Source organism: Marimonas lutisalis, from assembly GCF_005434965.1.
GTDB lineage: Bacteria > Pseudomonadota > Alphaproteobacteria > Rhodobacterales > Rhodobacteraceae > Marimonas_A > Marimonas_A lutisalis.
The window spans coordinates 713,859-730,986 of the sequence record NZ_SKCI01000001.1; the positions used below are offsets into that span (position 1 = coordinate 713,859).

Consider the following 17,128-nt stretch of genomic DNA (forward strand, 5'->3'; position numbering starts at 1 on the left):
GACACGATGAAGAACGAAGGAATTGGCACCTGCGGCTGGGCCGCGTGGATCCTGGGCATTCTGGCTGGGATCCTGGCCTATTGGCTGTCGGTCGAGGCGGTGACCTGGCTGCCGGCGCTGCTGATCGGGATCGCGGTGGCGTGTTTCATCGCGCTGGTCCTGGGCAAGTTCATCTGCGGCTGGGGCATGACCGGCCATGACGGTGCGGCTGCGCATGGCGCGGCAGCGGCAAGCGCGGGCACAGTGGCCGCCGGATCGCATCATTCGGCCCTTGTCGACGAGGCGCTGGCCGAGGCGGAAGCCGGTGATCTGGACGCGGGCGCCGCGGCGGCGGGCATCGACCCGGCCAAGGCGGCCGAGGACAAGGCCAAGCTGGACGCGGCGATTGCCGCCGAGAAGGCCGAGGCGGAGGCCGCGGCAGCGAAGGCGAAAGCCGAGGCCGACGAGAAGGCCAGGGCCGACGCGGCGGCGAAAGCCAAGGCCGAGGCAGAGGCCAAGGCGGCGGCGGACGCCGCGGCGGCGGCCACGCCCGACTATGACAAGGACGGTGAGCACGAAGGCGAGAACGAGGGCACCCAGCCCGAGGCGCTGTCTGGCCCGCGCGGCGGCGAGGCCGATAACCTGAAGGAAATCAAGGGTGTCGGCCCGAAACTTGAGAAGATGCTGAACGAGATGGGGTTCTACCATTTCGACCAGATCGCCGGGTGGACCGCCGACGAGGTGGCCTGGGTCAACGCGAACCTGCAGGGCTTCAAGGGCCGGGTGAGCCGCGACAACTGGGTGGAACAGGCCAAGATCCTAGCCGCGGGCGGGGAGACCGAGTTTTCCCAGCGCGTGGACAAGGGCGAGGTCTATTGAGGCGCTGAATGATGGGGGACGAGGCACGGGAAAAACTGGCGCGCAAGGGGCGGGTGACCGCCCTGGTGATCGCGGGCACCGGTGTTTTCTGGATCCTCTCCACCCTGATCGGCACACGGATGGGGCTGAGCCAACGCACCTTGGCCCTGTTCGATCTTTTCGCGCTGGCGGGCTTCGTGCTGGCCATCGTGATGATTTTTCAAATCTGGCGCGCGCGCCGGGAACTCGAAGGGTAACGCGATGCTGAAGGACCAGGACCGGATCTTCACCAACCTCTATGGCATGCATGACCGCACGCTGGCGGGCGCCAAGGCGCGCGGCCATTGGGATGGCACGGCGAAGATTATCGAGAAGGGGCGCGACTGGATCATCGACGAGATGAAGGCCAGCGGGCTGCGCGGTCGCGGCGGCGCGGGTTTCCCGACCGGTCTGAAGTGGAGCTTCATGCCCAAGGAGAGCGACGGGCGGCCGGCCTACCTGGTGGTCAATGCCGACGAATCCGAGCCGGGCACCTGCAAGGACCGTGAGATCATGCGCCATGATCCGCACACCCTGATCGAGGGCTGCCTGATCGCGTCTTTCGCGATGAATGCGCATGCCTGCTATATCTACATCCGTGGCGAATACATCCGCGAGCGCGAGGCGCTGCAGGCGGCGATCGACGAAGCCTATGAGGCGGGTCTGCTGGGCCCGAACGCGGCCGGATCGGGCTGGGATTTCGACCTTTACCTGCATCACGGCGCCGGCGCCTATATCTGCGGCGAGGAAACCGCGCTGCTGGAAAGCCTGGAAGGCAAGAAGGGCATGCCCCGGATGAAGCCGCCGTTTCCTGCCGGCGCGGGCCTTTACGGCTGCCCGACCACGGTGAACAACGTGGAATCGATTGCCGTGGTGCCGACCATCCTGCGTCGGGGCGGCGAGTGGTTCGCCGGGTTCGGCCGGGCCAACAACGCGGGCACGAAGCTGTTTGCCGTGTCGGGCCATGTCAACAACCCCTGTGTGGTGGAAGAGGCGATGTCGATCAGCTTTGAAGAGCTGATCGAGCGGCATTGTGGTGGCATCCGGGGCGGCTGGGACAACGTTCTGGCGGTCATTCCGGGCGGCAGCTCGGTGCCGTGCGTGCGCGGCGAGAACATGCGCGACGCGATCATGGATTTCGATTACCTGCGCGGCGAGCTGGGCAGCGGCCTGGGCACGGCGGCGGTGATCGTGATGGACAAGTCGACCGACATCATCAAGGCGATCTGGCGGCTGTCGAAATTCTACAAGCACGAAAGCTGTGGCCAGTGCACGCCCTGCCGCGAAGGCACCGGCTGGATGATGCGGGTAATGGACCGGCTGGTGAAGGGCGAGGCCGAGGTCGAGGAGATCGACATGCTCTTTGATGTGACCAAGCAGGTCGAGGGCCACACGATCTGTGCCCTGGGCGACGCGGCGGCCTGGCCGATCCAGGGCCTGATCAAGAATTTCCGCGAGGAGATCGAGGACCGGATCAAGGCCCAGAAGACGGGCCGCATGGGCGCGATGGCGGCGGAGTGAGCGGGATGCGGGCAACCAAGATCATAACCCTGGGCCTGGTGGCGGGTCTTCTGGCGTCCTGCGGGGCGGTTGACAAGCTCAAGCCGAAGAAGGGTCTTTACTTTGACGGGCAGCAGTTCCGCGCGCGGCTTGAGCAGCTGGGCGACGAGCACAAGGAATTCGCCGTGAGCGTGTTCAACGTGAGCAAGAGCCTTGAAGGCGCGCGGCAGGCCGGGGCCTATGAGGCGACCCGCCATTGCATCGAGTATTTCGGAAACTCCGACATCGAATGGGATGTCGGCCCCGAAGACGAGAGCCTGACGGTTCAGGACGACACGATCACATTCCGGGGACGCTGCGAGGGATGGTGACAGACCGCGCATATCCTTTCGCGCATGGGCGAAATGCTGCCGGATCAGGCAGTTACGCGCGCTGTTATTGCATAACAGGCGCGCGCGCATCCATGTCGCACAGGCAACGGGGGGCCATAGTGGCCGCCCCGTCGAACCTGTGCGAAAGGAGTGTTTCGATGCGTGTTCTGACAACTGCGGTTCTGGGTCTGGGTCTTCTGGCGGGGGCCGCGCAGGCCAAGGCGCCGCTGCGCGATGTGTCTGAGATTGACGACAACATGCTGCGCGTCGCGCTGGCGCTTGAGATCAGCGAGAAATGCGGCGAGATCGATGCCCGCACGATGAAGGGCATGAAATATCTTTGGTCGCTGAAACGCCGGGCCAACGCGCTGGGCTATAGCGATGACGAAATCAATGCCTATCGCAAGAGCCCGGACGAGAAGGCGCGAATCCGGGCCGAAGGCGAGGCCTATGTAAAATCCAAGGGGTTGAATCCGAAGAAGGCTGCAGATCTGTGCAAGCTTGGCCATGCCGAGATTGCCAGTGGCAGCGTGATCGGCAGCCTGCTGAAAGCGAAGTGAGTGGAGCATGAGCGACCTGCGCAAGATCATCATTGATGACACGGAGATCGAAGTGGACGGCGCAATGACGCTGATCCAGGCCTGTGAGCAGGCCGGCGTGGAAATCCCGCGCTTCTGCTATCACGAGCGGCTGTCGATTGCCGGTAACTGCCGGATGTGCCTGGTCGAGGTCGTGGGTGGCCCGCCCAAGCCGGCCGCCAGCTGCGCAATGCAGGTCCGCGACCTGCGCCCGGGGCCGGAAGGCCAGCCGCCGGTGGTGAAGACCAATTCGCCGATGGTGAAGAAGGCGCGCGAAGGGGTGATGGAATTCCTGCTGATCAACCACCCGCTGGATTGCCCGATCTGCGACCAGGGCGGCGAATGCGACCTGCAGGACCAGGCGATGGCCTATGGCATTGCCAATTCGCGCTTCCGCGAGGCCAAGCGGGCGGTTGACGACCTTGAGCTGGGCCCGCTGGTGGGCACCTGCATGACGCGCTGCATTTCCTGCACGCGCTGCGTGCGCTTCACCACCGAGGTGGCGGGCATCACCCAGATGGGCCAGACCGGCCGGGGCGAGGATGCCGAGATCACCAGCTATCTGAACCAGACGCTGCACTCGAACCTGCAGGGCAACATCATCGACCTGTGCCCGGTCGGCGCGCTGACCTCGAAGCCCTATGCGTTTACCGCGCGGCCCTGGGAGCTTTCGAAGACCGAGACCATCGACGTGATGGACGCGCTGGGCAGCAATATCCGCGTGGATACCAAAGGGCGCGAGGTGATGCGGGTGCTGCCGCGCAACCATGACGGCGTGAACGAGGAATGGATTTCCGACAAGACGCGGTTCATCTGGGACGGTCTGCGGCGTCAGCGGCTGGACCGGCCCTATGTCCGCGAGGGCGGCAAGCTGCGCCCGGCCAGCTGGGGCGAGGCGCTGGCAAAGGCGGCCGAGGCGATGAAGGGCGCCACCAAGGTGGCGGGCCTGGTGGGTGACCTGGCTCCGGTGGAAGCGGCGTTTTCGCTGAAACAGATGATCGAAGGCCTGGGCGGCAGCGTGGAATGCCGGGTGGACGGTGCGCGCCTGCCTGCGGGCAACCGCGGCGCCTATGTCGGCACGGCGGCGATCGAGGATATCGACGCGGCGCAATATATCCTGCTGATCGGCACCAACCCGCGCGACGAGGCGCCGGTGCTGAACGCGCGCATCCGCAAGGCCTGGAGCCGGGGCGCGAATGTGGGGCTGGTGGGCGAAGCCGTTGACCTGACCTATGATTACGCGCATGTCGGCACCGACCGCGCGGCTCTGCAATCGCTCGTCGATCAGAGCTATGGCGAGGTGAAGGACCTGCCGTCGCTGGTGATCGTGGGGCAGGGCGCGCTGCAGGAGGCCGATGGCGAGGCGGTGCTGGCCGCGGCGCAGGCGATCGCCGAGAAATCCAACTCGGGCCTGCTGGTGCTGCATACGGCGGCGGGCCGGGTGGGCGCGATGGACGTGGGCGCAACCACCGAGGGCGGGCTGAAGGCCGCGACCGAGGGCGCCGACGTGATCTACAACCTGGGCGCCGACGAGATCGAGATCGAGCCGGGCGCCTTTGTCATCTACCAGGGCAGCCATGGCGACCGCGGCGCGCACCGCGCCGACGTGATCCTGCCGGGCGCGGCCTATACCGAGGAACAGGGCCTGTTCGTGAACACCGAAGGGCGCCCGCAACTGGCGCTGCGCGCGGGTTTTGCCCCGGGCGAGGCCAAGGAAAACTGGGCCATCCTGCGCGCGCTGAGCGCCGAGCTGGGCGCGACCCAGCCGTGGGACAGCCTGCCGCAACTGCGCCAGGCGCTGGTCGGCGCAGTGCCGCATCTGGGCCTGATCGACGAGGTGCCGGAAAACGCGGCGCAGCCGGTGAAGGCCGGAAAGCTGGGCAAGGCGAATGTGGCGTTCCGCAACGCCGTGGCCGATTTCTACCTGACCAACCCGATTGCGCGCGCAAGCGAAGTGATGGCCGAGTTGAGCGCCATGGCCCGTGTCCGCGCCGGCGAGAAGATGGCGGCAGAGTGACCCGGCTGATCGGCATATCCCCCCTGGCGCTGGCGGCGCTGGTGATGGGCTGTGGCGAGACCGAAAGGGGCGAGGTGACGCGCTTTGCCCCGGTGCCGGAGAATATCGTCTATCGCGGGGTGGAAACCCGGCTGCTGCATGGCGACCTGGTGCAGTTCGTGGTGGAAACCGGGCCCGAGGCCGAAGCCGTGCATGTGGAGCGCTATGCCGAGTGCGCGGCGGCGCAATATGCGCTGATCCGGGGCTATGGCTTTGCCCGGCATGTGCGCACGAGCGTGGACAAAATCGAAAATGGCTGGCGGGGAGATGCGGTTTACACCATCTCGCCGTCGCTTCCCCGGGGGTTGAAGACCATCGACGCCGAAGTCGTGGCCGGCAACTGCGCGGAGAACGGAATACCGATGGTGTGAGGAACTGATGGCTGAATTCTTGACCACCCCCTTTGGGATCTTCGTGCTGATCGTGGCGCAATGCCTTGCGATCGTGGGCTTCGTGATGATCTCGCTGCTGTTCCTCGTCTACGGGGATCGCAAGATCTGGGCCGCGGTGCAGATGCGGCGGGGCCCCAACGTGGTGGGTACCTTCGGGCTGCTGCAATCGGTGGCGGACGCATTGAAATACGTGGTCAAGGAGGTGGTGATCCCCGCCGGGGCCGACAAGCCGGTGTTCCTGCTGGCGCCGCTGACCAGTTTCGTGCTGGCGATCCTGGCCTGGGCCGTGATCCCGATGAACGAGGGCTGGGTGCTGAGTGACATCAACGTGGCGATCCTGTTCGTCTTCGCGGTTTCGAGCCTCGAGGTTTACGGCGTGATCATGGGCGGTTGGGCCTCGAACTCGAAATACCCGTTCTTGGGCAGCCTGCGGTCGGCCGCGCAGATGATTTCCTACGAGGTGAGCCTGGGGCTGATCATCATCGGCATCATCATTTCGACCGGGAGCATGAATTTCAGCGGGATCGTGGCCGCGCAGGACGGCGCCTATGGCTTCTTCAGCTGGTACTGGCTGCCGCATTTCCCGATGGTCTTCCTGTTCTTCATCTCGGCGCTTGCCGAAACCAACCGCCCGCCCTTCGACCTTCCGGAAGCGGAATCGGAGCTGGTGGCGGGCTACCAGGTGGAATACAGCTCGACCCCGTTCCTGCTGTTCATGGCGGGCGAATACATCGCCATTTTCCTGATGTGCGCGCTGACCTCGCTGCTGTTCTTCGGCGGCTGGCTGAGCCCCGTTCCGGGCCTGCCCGACGGGGTTCTGTGGATGATCGCGAAAATGGCGTTCTTCTTCTTCATCTTCGCGATGGTGAAGGCGATCACCCCGCGCTACCGCTATGACCAGCTGATGCGGATCGGGTGGAAAGTGTTCCTGCCGTTTTCCCTGGTCTGGGTGGTCTTCGTGGCCTTCGCGGCGAAATTCGAATGGTTCTGGGGGGCCTATGCCCGCTGGACGATGGGAGGCTGAGCATGGCGAATATCGATTACAAACGCGCCGCCGGATATTTCCTTCTGACCGACTGGATCGAGGGGTTCCGGCTGGGGTTCAAGTATTTCTTCGCCCCCAAGGCGACGGTGAACTATCCGCATGAAAAAGGCCCGCTGAGCCCGCGCTTCCGCGGCGAGCACGCGCTGCGCCGCTATCCCAACGGCGAGGAACGCTGTATTGCCTGCAAGCTGTGCGAGGCGATCTGCCCGGCGCAGGCGATTACCATCGACGCCGAGCCGCGCGATGACGGCAGCCGCCGCACCACGCGCTATGACATCGACATGACGAAATGCATCTATTGCGGCTTCTGCCAGGAAGCCTGCCCGGTGGATGCGATCGTGGAGGGGCCGAATTTCGAATTCGCCACCGAGACCCGTGAAGAGCTGTTCTATGACAAGGAGAAGCTTTTGGCGAACGGGGAACGCTGGGAAGCCGAGATCGCCCGCAACCTGGAACTGGACGCACCCTACCGATGAGCGACGCAAAAACCCCCTTCGAGCTGATGATGCAGCAGGCACAGGAGATGGCGAAGGCCTTTAATCCTGCGCTGGAGCAGTTTTCGCCCAAGGGGTTCGAGAAACTGTGGCCGACCATGCCGAAGGAGGCCATGGAAATGTGGTTCGGCAAGGGCGTGTCGAAAGACGGGCTGGATGCCAAGACGCGGCTTCTGTTGACGCTGGCGGGCATGACGATGCAGGGCGCGCAGGCCGAAACGCCGTTCCGCATGACCGTGCGCCACCTGATCGAAGCGGGCGCCACGAAGGAAGAGATTGCCGAGACCATCGCCCAGATGTCGATGTTTGCAGGCATACCCGCCATGACCCGGGCCATGGAACTGGCCAAGGAAGTCCTGGCCGAGAACGAGGAAGATGAGACATGACCGTCGCGAGCCTTGCGTTTTACCTGTTTGCCATTTGCGCCATCATCGGGGGCTTTTTCACCGTGGTGAGCCGCAACCCGGTGCATTCGGTGCTGTTCCTGATCCTGTCGTTCCTGAGCGCGGCGGGGCTCTTTGTGCTGCTGGGCGCGGAGTTCGTGGCGATGCTGCTGATCATCGTCTACGTGGGCGCGGTGGCGGTTCTGTTCCTCTTCGTGGTGATGATGCTGGACGTGGATTTCGCCGCGCTGAAGGCGGGCATGGCGCAATACCTGCCCATCGCGCTGGCCATCGGTATCGTGCTGTTGATGCAGCTGGGGCTGGCCTTTGGGGTGTGGGAAACATCGCCCGGGGCCGAGGCCGCGCGCGCGGCGCCCGCGCCCGAGGGGGTGGAGAACACGGCGGCGCTGGGCCTGCTGATCTATGACAAGTATTTCCTGCTGTTCCAGCTGGCCGGCCTGATCCTGCTGGTGGCGATGATCGGGGCGATCGTGCTGACGCTGCGCCACCGCGAAAACGTGAAGCGGCAGGACGTGCTGCAACAGATGTGGCGTGACCCGGCAACGGCGATCGAAATGAAAGACGTGAAACCGGGGCAGGGGCTCTGAGCCCTTGCCGATGCGGATAAAGACAAGAACCGAGGGACGACATGATCGGACTTGAACATTACCTGACGGTGGCGGCGACCTTGTTCGTCATCGGCATTTTCGGCCTCTTCCTGAACCGGAAGAACGTGATCATCCTGCTCATGTCGATCGAGCTGATGCTGCTTGCGGTCAACATCAACCTCGTGGCGTTCTCGTCTTTCGCGGGCGACATGGTTGGGCAGGTCTTTACGCTGTTCGTGCTGACGGTGGCCGCGGCCGAGGCGGCGATCGGGCTGGCCATTCTGGTCGTCTTCTTCCGCAACCGCGGCACGATCGACGTCGAAGACGTCAACGTGATGAAAGGGTAAGGGGCCATGGAACAGATCATTCTTTTTGCCCCGCTCGTGGGCGCCATCATCGCGGGCTTCGGCTGGCGGATCATCGGCGAGACGGCGGCGCAGTGGCTGACCACCGGCATCCTGTTCCTGGTCTGCGCGCTGAGCTGGGCGGTGTTCCTGGGCCATGACGGCACGACCCAGCATATCGAGGTGATGCGCTGGATCCAGTCGGGCACGCTCGATACCAGCTGGGGCATCCGGGTGGACCGGCTGACCGCGATCATGCTGATCGTGGTGACCACGGTATCGGCGCTCGTGCACCTTTATTCCCTGGGCTACATGGCGCATGACGAAAACTGGGGTGAAGGCGAGAGCTACAAGGCGCGTTTCTTCGCTTACCTGAGTTTCTTCACCTTCGCGATGTTGATGCTGGTGACCGCCGACAACCTGGTCCAGATGTTCTTTGGCTGGGAAGGGGTGGGCGTGGCGTCCTACCTGCTGATCGGGTTCTACTACAAGAAACCGAGCGCGAACGCCGCGGCAATCAAGGCCTTCGTCGTCAACCGGGTGGGCGATTTCGGGTTCGCGCTGGGCATCTTCGGCCTGTTCTATCTGGTCGACTCGATCATGATGGACGACATCTTTGCCGCCGCGCCGATGCTGGCCGAGACGCAGCTGACCTTCCTGTGGACGGAATGGAACGCGGCAAACCTGCTGGCGTTCCTGCTGTTCGTCGGCGCGATGGGCAAGTCGGCGCAGCTGTTCCTGCACACCTGGCTGCCGGACGCGATGGAAGGTCCGACACCGGTGTCGGCGCTGATCCACGCCGCGACAATGGTGACGGCGGGTGTGTTCCTGGTCTGCCGGATGTCGCCGCTGATGGAATACGCGCCCGAGGCCAAGATGTTCGTGGTCTATATCGGCGCGGTCACGGCCTTTTTCGCCGCGACAGTGGGCCTGGTGCAGAACGACATCAAGCGCGTGATCGCCTATTCGACCTGTTCGCAGCTGGGCTACATGTTCGTGGCCGCGGGCGTGGGCGTCTACTCCGTGGCGATGTTCCACCTGTTCACCCACGCGTTCTTCAAGGCGATGCTGTTCCTGGGCGCCGGTTCGGTGATCCACGCGATGCATCACGAACAGGACATGCGCAACTATGGCGCGCTGCGCAAGAAGATCCCCTATACGTTCTGGGCGATGATGATCGGCACGCTGGCCATTACCGGCGTGGGCATCCCGCTGACCACGATCGGCTTTGCCGGTTTCCTGTCGAAGGACGCGATCATCGAGAGCGCCTATGCGGGCACCGCCGGCGGCTTTGCCTTCTGGGCGCTTGTCGTGGCGGCGCTCTTTACCAGCTTCTACAGCTGGCGGCTGATGTTCATGACCTTCTACGGCAAGGCGCGGGGCGACAAGCACACGCATGAGCACGCGCATGAAAGCCCGATGGTCATGCTGGTGCCGCTGGGTGTGCTGGCGCTGGGCGCGATCTTCTCGGGCATGGTCTGGTACGGGTCGTTCTTTGGCGACCACAACCAGGTGAACAAGTTCTTCGGCATTCCGGCCCATCACGCCGAGGCCGCGGATGGCCATGGCGAGGCCGCGAAGGACGGCGAGACCGCCACGCATGGCGACACCGCCGCGGCCACCGAAAGCCATGGAGAAACCGCGGGCCACGGCACCGAGACTGCCGCGCACGGGGCAGACGAGGGCCATGCGCCGGCCATGGGGGCCGCGCCCGAGGGGGCGATCTACATGGCGGCCGACAATCACGTGATGGACGAGGCCCACCATGCGCCGAAATGGGTGAAGGTGAGCCCGTTCGTCGCCATGGTGACCGGTTTCGGCATCGCGTTCTGGTTCTACATCCTGAACCCGGCGATGCCCGGCCGCGTGGCCGAGGCCAACCGCCCGCTTTACCTGTTCCTGCTGAACAAGTGGTATTTCGACGAGATCTACGACTTCATCTTCGTGCGTCCCGCCCAGGCCGTTGGCCGCTTCTTCTGGAAGCGCGGTGACGGGCGGGTGATCGATGGCACGATCAACGGCATCGCCATGGGCGCGGTGCCGTGGTTTACCCGCCTCGCCGGTCGGGCGCAGTCGGGCTACATCTTCACTTACGCGTTTGCCATGGTGATCGGGATCGTGATCCTGGTGACCTGGATGGTCATGACCGGGGGAGCACAGTAATGGACAACCTTCTTTCCATTGTCACCTTCATCCCGGCGCTGGCCGCGCTGATCCTGATGGTATTCCTGCGGGGCGAGGATGAAGCCGCGCAGCGCAACGCCAAGTGGGTGGCGCTGCTGGCAACCTCGCTGACGTTCCTGGTGTCGCTGTTCATCCTGGCCGGGTTCGACCCTGCCAACACGGACTTCCAGATGGTGGAAGAGCGCGAGTGGCTCTTGGGCCTGAAATACAAGATGGGCGTTGACGGGATCAGCGTTCTTTTCGTGATGCTGACCACCTTCATGATGCCGCTGACCATCTGGGCCAGCTGGGAGGTGAAGACACGCGTCAAGGAATACATGATCGCCTTCCTGGTGCTGGAAACCCTGATGCTGGGCGTGTTCATGGCGCTGGACCTGGTGCTGTTCTACCTGTTCTTCGAGGCCGGCCTTATCCCGATGTTCCTGATCATCGGCATCTGGGGCGGCAAAGAAAGAATCTACGCCAGCTTCAAGTTCTTCCTCTACACTTTCCTCGGCTCGGTGCTGATGCTGGTTGCGATGGTGGCGATGTTCTCGGATGCGGGCACCACCGATATCGCCATGCTGCTGAAGCGCAGTTTCAGCTCGGAAACGATGAGCCTGTTCGGCTTCCAGATCATCGGCGGGATGCAGACGCTGTTGTGGCTGGCCTTCTTTGCCAGCTTCGCGGTGAAGATGCCGATGTGGCCGGTGCATACCTGGCTGCCGGATGCGCACGTGCAGGCGCCGACGGCGGGTTCGGTCGTGCTGGCGGCGATCCTGCTGAAGATGGGCGGTTATGGTTTCCTGCGGTTCAGCCTGCCGATGTTCCCGGTGGCAAGCGATCTGCTGGCGCCGCTGGTCTTCTGGATGTCGGCCATTGCCATCGTCTATACCTCGCTGGTGGCGCTGGTGCAGGAGGACATGAAGAAGCTGATTGCCTATTCGTCGGTCGCGCACATGGGATACGTGACCATGGGCATATTCGCGGCGAACCAGCAGGGCATCGATGGGGCGATCTTCCAGATGCTGAGCCACGGCTTCATCTCGGGCGCGCTCTTTCTCTGCGTGGGCGTGATCTATGACCGGATGCACACCCGCGAGATCGACGCCTATGGCGGGCTGGTGAACCGGATGCCGGCCTATGCGCTGATCTTCATGTTCTTCACCATGGCCAATGTCGGCCTGCCGGGCACCAGCGGGTTCATCGGGGAATTCCTGACGTTGATGGGCATTTTCAAGGTCAACACCTGGGTGGCGCTGGTGGCGACCTCGGGCGTGATCTTCAGCGCGGCCTATGCGCTGTGGCTTTATCGGCGGGTGGTCTTTGGCGACCTGATCAAGGAGAGCCTGAAGACGATCAAGGACATGTCGGGCCGCGAGCGGGCGATTTTCGCGCCGCTGGTGGCGATGACGCTGATCCTGGGCGTCTACCCGGCGCTGGTGACCGATATCATCGGCCCCTCGGTCGAGGCGCTGATTGGCAATTACGAAACCGCACTGGCGGATGCAGGCGCATCCAGCCAGGTTGCGGCCTCGCACTGACGGAGTGACGTTATGATCCAGGCTGATCTGAACATTATCCTGCCCGAGATTGTGCTGGCGCTCTATGCGATGGGCGCACTGGTGGCGGCGGTTTATACCGGCAAGGACCGGTTCGCGGGCGCATTGATCTGGCTGACCGCGGGCCTGATGGCGGTGCTGGCTGCGTGGATCGGGATCACCGGCGAGGGCACGAACGTGGCCTTTGGCGGAATGTTCCACGATGACGGGTTCGCCCGGTTTGCCAAGGTGGCGATCCTGCTCAGCGGTGCGGCGGTTCTGGTCATGGGGCAGGACTTCATGGCCAAGCGCGACATGATGAAGTTCGAATACCCGATTCTGGTGGCGCTGAGTGCTGTGGGCATGATGATGATGGTCAGTGCCGGCGACCTGATGGCGCTTTACATGGGGCTGGAGCTGCAATCGCTGTCGCTCTACGTGGTTGCCGCGATGCGCCGGGACAGCGTGCGCTCGACCGAGGCGGGCCTGAAATATTTCGTGCTGGGCGCGCTGAGCTCGGGCCTTCTGCTTTACGGCGCGTCGCTTGTCTATGGCTATGCCGGCACGACGCTGTTTTCGGGCATCATCGCCGCCGCGGGCGAGGGCCAGGCGCCGCTGGGGCTGCTGTTCGGCCTGGTGTTCGTGATGGCCGGCCTGGCGTTCAAGGTCAGCGCGGTGCCGTTCCACATGTGGACGCCGGATGTCTATGAAGGCTCGCCCACGCCGGTGACCGCGTTCTTTGCGACCGCGCCGAAGATGGCGGCGATGGGCCTCTTGGCGCGGGTGCTGCACGATGCCTTTGGCGGGGTTAGCGCGGACTGGGGTCAGGTGCTGGCACTGCTGTCGCTGCTGAGCATGTTCCTCGGCGCGGTCGCCGCGATCGGGCAGACCAACATCAAGCGGCTGATGGCCTATTCGTCGATCGCGCATATGGGTTATGCGCTGATGGGGCTGGCTGCGGGCACGGCCTTTGGCGTGCAGGCGATGCTGGTTTACATGGCGATCTATGTCACCATGAACGTGGGGACCTTTGCCTTCATCCTGTCGATGGAGCGCGACGGCCAGCCGGTGACGGATATCGCGTCGCTCAACCAGTATGCCAAGGCCTTTCCGGGCCGAGCGCTGGCGATGCTGGTGCTGCTGTTCAGCCTGGCAGGCGTGCCGCCGCTGGTGGGCTTCTTCGGCAAGCTTTACGTGCTGCGCGCGGCCTATGAGGCCGGGCTGGCCTGGCTGGCGGTGGCCGGTGTGATCGCCTCGGTGATCGGGGCGTTCTACTACCTGCGGATCGTCTATTTCATGTATTTCGGCGAAGAGGGCGAGACGCTGGACCGGGGCACGGCGCCGGTTTCGCTGGTGTTCCTGATGGCGAGTGCGGTGATCATGGTGGTGGGTGTCGTCAACCTCTTTGGCATCGAGACCGCCGCCCAGGCCGCTGCGGCGGCGCTGGTCAACTGAGCCGGAACACCGCATGTGGCAGGCGCCCGTCTGAAACGGCGGGCGTTTTGTATTTGGAGAGGGCGGAATTGAGTATTTTTACCAAGAAAGAGCGGCAGGGGCGCGCATGAGCGACTGGCCGGAGGGATATGGCCGCCGGGTGCTTGCGGAAGTGGACAGCACCATGGCCGAAGCGGCCCGTATCGGGCCGACGCTGGCGGGGCCCGAGTGGATCCTGGGGCTGCGCCAGACTGCGGGACGGGGGCGGCGCGGGCGTGCGTGGACCGATCCGCAGGGCAATTTCGCCGCCACCCTGGTGATGCGGCTCGATGAGCCGCCGGCACGCATGGCGCTGCGCTCGTTCGTGGCGTCGCTGGCGCTGTACGACGCGGTCGCGCAGGCGACGGGGCGGGCCGACGGGCTTAGCCTGAAATGGCCCAATGACGTTTTGCTGAACGGCGGCAAGCTGGCGGGCATATTGCTGGAAAGCGCGGGGCCGGCCGGTCGCGTGGCGCATTTCGCCATCGGTATCGGCGTGAACCTGCGCGAGGTGCCGGGCACGGTGGAAGAGGGCGCGGTGCGGCCCGTGGCGCTGATGCAGGAGACCGGGGTGGAGATTGCGCCAGAGGCGTTCCTGGACCTGCTGGCGCTGGCCTATGACGCCTGGGAGCGGCGGTTCCGCGCCTACGGTTTCGGCCCGATCCGCGAAGCCTGGCTGGGCCGGGCGGCGCGGCTGGGCGAAGAGATTATTGCCCGAACCGCCCGCGAGGAACTGCAAGGCACGTTTCAAACGGTGGACGAAGAGGGCAATCTTGTTCTATCCACGCCCAAAGGCCGCCGGGCGATCGCCGCGGCGGACATTTTTTTCTGAAGGGGGCTGCCATGCTCTTGTGCATCGATTGCGGCAACACCAACACGGTGTTCTCGATCTGGGACGGAGAGAAGTTCCTGTGCACGCTGCGCACATCGACCCACCATGCGCGTACGGCGGATGCCTATTTCACCTGGTTCTCGACCCTGATCAAACATTACGGGATCGACGCTGAGATTACCGATGTGATCATCAGCTCGACCGTGCCGCGGGTGGTGTGGAACCTGCGCGTCTTTGCCGACCGGTTTTTCAACGCGCGCCCGCTGGTCGTGGGCAAGCCCGAATGCCTGTTGCCGCATCTGCCGCGGGTGGATGAGGGCACGCAGGTGGGGCCGGACCGGCTGGTTAACACGGCGGGCGCGTTCGACCGGCATGGCGGTGACCTGATCGTGGTGGATTTCGGCACGGCGACAACATTCGACGTGGTGGCGAGCGACGGCGCCTATATCGGCGGGGTGATCGCGCCGGGGGTGAACCTGAGCCTGGAGGCGTTGCACATGGCGGCGGCCGCGCTGCCGCATGTGGACATCTCGAAGCCGCAGAAGGTGGTGGGCACGAACACGGTGGAATGCATCCAATCGGGTGTGTTCTGGGGCTATGTCGGGCTGGTGAAGGAAATCTGCGCACGCATCAAGGGCGAGCGCGACCGCGACATGCAGATCATCGCCACGGGCGGGCTGGCACCGCTGTTCCAGCAATCCGAGGACCTGTTCGACCAGTTCGAAGATGACCTGACGATGCACGGGCTGACCGTGATCCACGCCTATAACAAGGAACAGGGTAACACATGAGCAAGAGCAAACGGCTGATCTACCTTCCGCTGGGCGGCGCCGGCGAGGTGGGGATGAACGCCTATGTCTATGGCTATGGCGAGGCAGGGCGCGAGCGGCTGATCCTGGTCGATCTGGGCGTGACCTTTCCGGACATGGATTCGAGCCCGGGGGTGGACCTGATCCTGCCCGACATGAGCTGGCTGATCGAGAACCGCGACCGGCTGGAGGCGATTTTCATCACCCACGCGCACGAAGACCACGTAGGCGCGGTGGGCCGCTTCCCCGACCTTCTGGAGGTGCCGGTCTATGCCCGCGCGTTCACCGCCAATATCGCGCGCGGCAAGCTGGAGGAGCAGGGGCTGGACCCGCGGATCGTGCGCACCGTTTCGCCCTGGCCCGAGACGGTAACGGCGGGGCCCTTTACCGTGGGGTTTGTGCCGGTGTCGCATTCCATTCCGGAAAGCGCGGGCCTGGTGATCGACAGCCCGGGCGGGCGTCTGGTGCATTCGGGCGATTTCAAGATCGACCACACCCCAGTGGTGGGTGAACCCTTTGACGAGGGGGCCTGGGAAGAGATCGGCAAGGTGGGCGTGAAGGCGCTGACCTGCGATTCGACCAACGTGTTCTCGCGCCACGAGGGCCGCTCGGAGGCCGAGCTGGAAACCCAGATCGAGGAGCTGTTCAGCCGGGCCAAGGGCCTGGTGGTGGCGACGACGTTTGCGTCGAACGTGGCGCGTCTGAAGACGCTGGCTGAGGCGGGCGAGCGCGCGGGCCGGTCGATCTGCCTGATGGGGCGGGCGATGCTGCGCATGATCGAGGCCTCGGTGGAAACCGGGGTGCTGAGCGGCTTTCCCCGCGTGGTGAGCCCGGAAGAGGCGCAGAGCATCCCGCGCGAGAACCTGATGCTTCTGGTCACCGGCAGCCAGGGCGAGCGCCGCGCGGCGAGCGCACAGCTGGCACGCGGCAAGTATAACGGGATGGAGTTGAAGGAAGGCGACCTGTTCCTGTTTTCCTCGAAAACCATCCCGGGCAATGAGCGCGGCGTGATCCGCATCATGAACCAGCTGTCGGAAAAGGGCGTGGACGTGGTTGACGAGAACTCGGGCTTTTACCACGTGTCGGGCCATGCGAACCGGCCGGACCTGTTGAAGATGCACCAGCTGGTGAACCCGCAGATGGTGATCCCGATGCATGGCGAGCACCGGATGCTGTGTGAGCATGTGAAGCTGGCCAAAGAGAACCGCCGCGACGGGATCGTGGCGGTGAACGGCACGATGATCGACCTGAGCGGCAACGCGCCCACGGTGGCCGAGTATATCGAGACCGGGCGCGTTTACCTGGATGGCAGCGTGCAGATCGGGGCGCTGGACGGGATCGTGCGCGACCGGATCCGCATGGCGCTGAACGGGCATGTGATCGTGACGCTAATCCTGGATGAACAAGACGAGCCGCTTGGCGAGCCCTGGTGCGAGAGCATGGGCCTGCCCGAAACGGGGCGGTCGCGCGCGCCGCTGGTGGAGATACTGGAGGCCGACCTGGGCCAGTTCCTGGGCCGCGCGAGCGAGAAGACGCTGGCGGATGACGACAAGATCGAGCAGGAGCTGAAACGCATTGTGCGCCGCGTGGCGCAGGACGAGATCGGCAAGAAACCCGAGGTGACGGTGATCACGTCGAGGCTGGCCTAGTAGCCAACCCGTTC

At 64.2% G+C, this 17,128-nt stretch carries 18 protein-coding genes; all 18 read left to right on the forward strand.

Annotated features, from left to right (window positions below):
- Positions 1-6 precede the first annotated feature (6 nt).
- The 18 genes from E0501_RS21445 (at position 7) to E0501_RS03565 (ending at position 17,114) form a co-directional block, all read left to right on the forward strand.
- Positions 7-858 (forward strand): NADH:ubiquinone oxidoreductase, encoded by an 852-nt coding sequence (locus tag E0501_RS21445; RefSeq protein WP_235857735.1) that lies wholly within the window; start codon positions 7-9, stop codon positions 856-858.
- Positions 859-869: 11 nt separating this feature from the next.
- Entirely contained in the window at positions 870-1,094 is a 225-nt protein-coding gene (locus E0501_RS03485) for a DUF5337 domain-containing protein (RefSeq protein ID WP_137699945.1), read from the forward strand.
- A gap of 4 nt (positions 1,095-1,098) precedes the next feature.
- Complete coding sequence (nuoF, locus tag E0501_RS03490; protein WP_137699946.1) at positions 1,099-2,397, forward strand: NADH-quinone oxidoreductase subunit NuoF; 1,299 nt, start codon at positions 1,099-1,101, stop codon at positions 2,395-2,397.
- 5 nt (positions 2,398-2,402) lie between these two features.
- Positions 2,403-2,747 (forward strand): hypothetical protein, encoded by a 345-nt coding sequence (locus E0501_RS03495; protein WP_137699947.1) that lies wholly within the window; start codon positions 2,403-2,405, stop codon positions 2,745-2,747.
- A gap of 158 nt (positions 2,748-2,905) precedes the next feature.
- Positions 2,906-3,307, forward strand: coding sequence for a DUF5333 domain-containing protein (locus tag E0501_RS03500; RefSeq protein ID WP_137699948.1), 402 nt, complete (start codon positions 2,906-2,908; stop codon positions 3,305-3,307).
- A 7-nt stretch (positions 3,308-3,314) separates the two neighbouring features.
- Positions 3,315-5,342 carry an NADH-quinone oxidoreductase subunit NuoG gene (gene nuoG, locus E0501_RS03505; protein ID WP_137699949.1) on the forward strand — a complete coding sequence of 676 codons (2,028 nt, stop codon included), beginning with the start codon at positions 3,315-3,317 and terminating at the stop codon, positions 5,340-5,342.
- 44 nt (positions 5,343-5,386) lie between these two features.
- Complete coding sequence (locus E0501_RS03510; RefSeq protein ID WP_137700838.1) at positions 5,387-5,752, forward strand: hypothetical protein; 366 nt, start codon at positions 5,387-5,389, stop codon at positions 5,750-5,752.
- Between the two features lie 7 nt (positions 5,753-5,759).
- The gene (gene nuoH, locus E0501_RS03515) at positions 5,760-6,797 is read left to right on the forward strand and encodes an NADH-quinone oxidoreductase subunit NuoH (protein WP_137699950.1); all 1,038 of its coding nucleotides are present in this window, start codon (positions 5,760-5,762) and stop codon (positions 6,795-6,797) included.
- Positions 6,798-6,799: 2 nt separating this feature from the next.
- On the forward strand, positions 6,800-7,294 hold the full coding sequence (gene nuoI / locus E0501_RS03520; protein WP_137699951.1) for an NADH-quinone oxidoreductase subunit NuoI: 495 nt from the start codon (positions 6,800-6,802) through the stop codon (positions 7,292-7,294).
- Positions 7,291-7,698 carry a carboxymuconolactone decarboxylase family protein gene (locus E0501_RS03525; protein ID WP_137699952.1) on the forward strand — a complete coding sequence of 136 codons (408 nt, stop codon included), beginning with the start codon at positions 7,291-7,293 and terminating at the stop codon, positions 7,696-7,698. Before nuoI ends, E0501_RS03525 begins: the two co-directional genes overlap by 4 nt.
- Positions 7,695-8,303, forward strand: a complete 609-nt coding sequence (locus E0501_RS03530) for an NADH-quinone oxidoreductase subunit J (RefSeq protein WP_137699953.1) — start codon at positions 7,695-7,697, stop codon at positions 8,301-8,303. The genes E0501_RS03525 and E0501_RS03530 overlap by 4 nt, the downstream gene beginning before the upstream one ends.
- Before the next feature lie 41 nt (positions 8,304-8,344).
- The gene (gene nuoK / locus E0501_RS03535; protein WP_137699954.1) at positions 8,345-8,650 is read left to right on the forward strand and encodes an NADH-quinone oxidoreductase subunit NuoK; all 306 of its coding nucleotides are present in this window, start codon (positions 8,345-8,347) and stop codon (positions 8,648-8,650) included.
- A 6-nt stretch (positions 8,651-8,656) separates the two neighbouring features.
- Positions 8,657-10,810, forward strand: a complete 2,154-nt coding sequence (gene nuoL / locus E0501_RS03540) for an NADH-quinone oxidoreductase subunit L (RefSeq protein ID WP_137699955.1) — start codon at positions 8,657-8,659, stop codon at positions 10,808-10,810.
- Positions 10,810-12,354 (forward strand): NADH-quinone oxidoreductase subunit M, encoded by a 1,545-nt coding sequence (locus E0501_RS03545; protein WP_137699956.1) that lies wholly within the window; start codon positions 10,810-10,812, stop codon positions 12,352-12,354. Before nuoL ends, E0501_RS03545 begins: the two co-directional genes overlap by 1 nt.
- Positions 12,355-12,366: 12 nt before the next feature.
- On the forward strand, positions 12,367-13,806 hold the full coding sequence (nuoN, locus tag E0501_RS03550; RefSeq protein ID WP_137699957.1) for an NADH-quinone oxidoreductase subunit NuoN: 1,440 nt from the start codon (positions 12,367-12,369) through the stop codon (positions 13,804-13,806).
- Positions 13,807-13,912: 106 nt separating this feature from the next.
- Positions 13,913-14,656 carry a biotin--[acetyl-CoA-carboxylase] ligase gene (locus E0501_RS03555; RefSeq protein WP_137699958.1) on the forward strand — a complete coding sequence of 248 codons (744 nt, stop codon included), beginning with the start codon at positions 13,913-13,915 and terminating at the stop codon, positions 14,654-14,656.
- Between the two features lie 11 nt (positions 14,657-14,667).
- A complete protein-coding gene (locus E0501_RS03560) occupies positions 14,668-15,447 on the forward strand; it encodes a type III pantothenate kinase (RefSeq protein ID WP_137699959.1) in 780 nt (259 codons plus the stop codon).
- Complete coding sequence (locus tag E0501_RS03565; RefSeq protein ID WP_137699960.1) at positions 15,444-17,114, forward strand: ribonuclease J; 1,671 nt, start codon at positions 15,444-15,446, stop codon at positions 17,112-17,114. Before E0501_RS03560 ends, E0501_RS03565 begins: the two co-directional genes overlap by 4 nt.
- The last annotated feature ends 14 nt before the right edge of the window (positions 17,115-17,128 follow it).

What these genes read in the sequence shown, in the direction of transcription:
- E0501_RS21445 (WP_235857735.1), top strand. Translation starts at nt 7, where the DNA reads ATGAAGAACGAAGGAATTGGCACCTGCGGCTGGGCCGCGTGGATCCTG.
- E0501_RS03485 (WP_137699945.1), top strand. Translation starts at nt 870, where the DNA reads ATGGGGGACGAGGCACGGGAAAAACTGGCGCGCAAGGGGCGGGTGACC.
- nuoF (WP_137699946.1), top strand. Translation starts at nt 1,099, where the DNA reads ATGCTGAAGGACCAGGACCGGATCTTCACCAACCTCTATGGCATGCAT.
- E0501_RS03495 (WP_137699947.1), top strand. Translation starts at nt 2,403, where the DNA reads ATGCGGGCAACCAAGATCATAACCCTGGGCCTGGTGGCGGGTCTTCTG.
- E0501_RS03500 (WP_137699948.1), top strand. Translation starts at nt 2,906, where the DNA reads ATGCGTGTTCTGACAACTGCGGTTCTGGGTCTGGGTCTTCTGGCGGGG.
- nuoG (WP_137699949.1), top strand. Translation starts at nt 3,315, where the DNA reads ATGAGCGACCTGCGCAAGATCATCATTGATGACACGGAGATCGAAGTG.
- E0501_RS03510 (WP_137700838.1), top strand. Translation starts at nt 5,387, where the DNA reads ATGGGCTGTGGCGAGACCGAAAGGGGCGAGGTGACGCGCTTTGCCCCG.
- nuoH (WP_137699950.1), top strand. Translation starts at nt 5,760, where the DNA reads ATGGCTGAATTCTTGACCACCCCCTTTGGGATCTTCGTGCTGATCGTG.
- nuoI (WP_137699951.1), top strand. Translation starts at nt 6,800, where the DNA reads ATGGCGAATATCGATTACAAACGCGCCGCCGGATATTTCCTTCTGACC.
- E0501_RS03525 (WP_137699952.1), top strand. Translation starts at nt 7,291, where the DNA reads ATGAGCGACGCAAAAACCCCCTTCGAGCTGATGATGCAGCAGGCACAG.
- E0501_RS03530 (WP_137699953.1), top strand. Translation starts at nt 7,695, where the DNA reads ATGACCGTCGCGAGCCTTGCGTTTTACCTGTTTGCCATTTGCGCCATC.
- nuoK (WP_137699954.1), top strand. Translation starts at nt 8,345, where the DNA reads ATGATCGGACTTGAACATTACCTGACGGTGGCGGCGACCTTGTTCGTC.
- nuoL (WP_137699955.1), top strand. Translation starts at nt 8,657, where the DNA reads ATGGAACAGATCATTCTTTTTGCCCCGCTCGTGGGCGCCATCATCGCG.
- E0501_RS03545 (WP_137699956.1), top strand. Translation starts at nt 10,810, where the DNA reads ATGGACAACCTTCTTTCCATTGTCACCTTCATCCCGGCGCTGGCCGCG.
- nuoN (WP_137699957.1), top strand. Translation starts at nt 12,367, where the DNA reads ATGATCCAGGCTGATCTGAACATTATCCTGCCCGAGATTGTGCTGGCG.
- E0501_RS03555 (WP_137699958.1), top strand. Translation starts at nt 13,913, where the DNA reads ATGAGCGACTGGCCGGAGGGATATGGCCGCCGGGTGCTTGCGGAAGTG.
- E0501_RS03560 (WP_137699959.1), top strand. Translation starts at nt 14,668, where the DNA reads ATGCTCTTGTGCATCGATTGCGGCAACACCAACACGGTGTTCTCGATC.
- E0501_RS03565 (WP_137699960.1), top strand. Translation starts at nt 15,444, where the DNA reads ATGAGCAAGAGCAAACGGCTGATCTACCTTCCGCTGGGCGGCGCCGGC.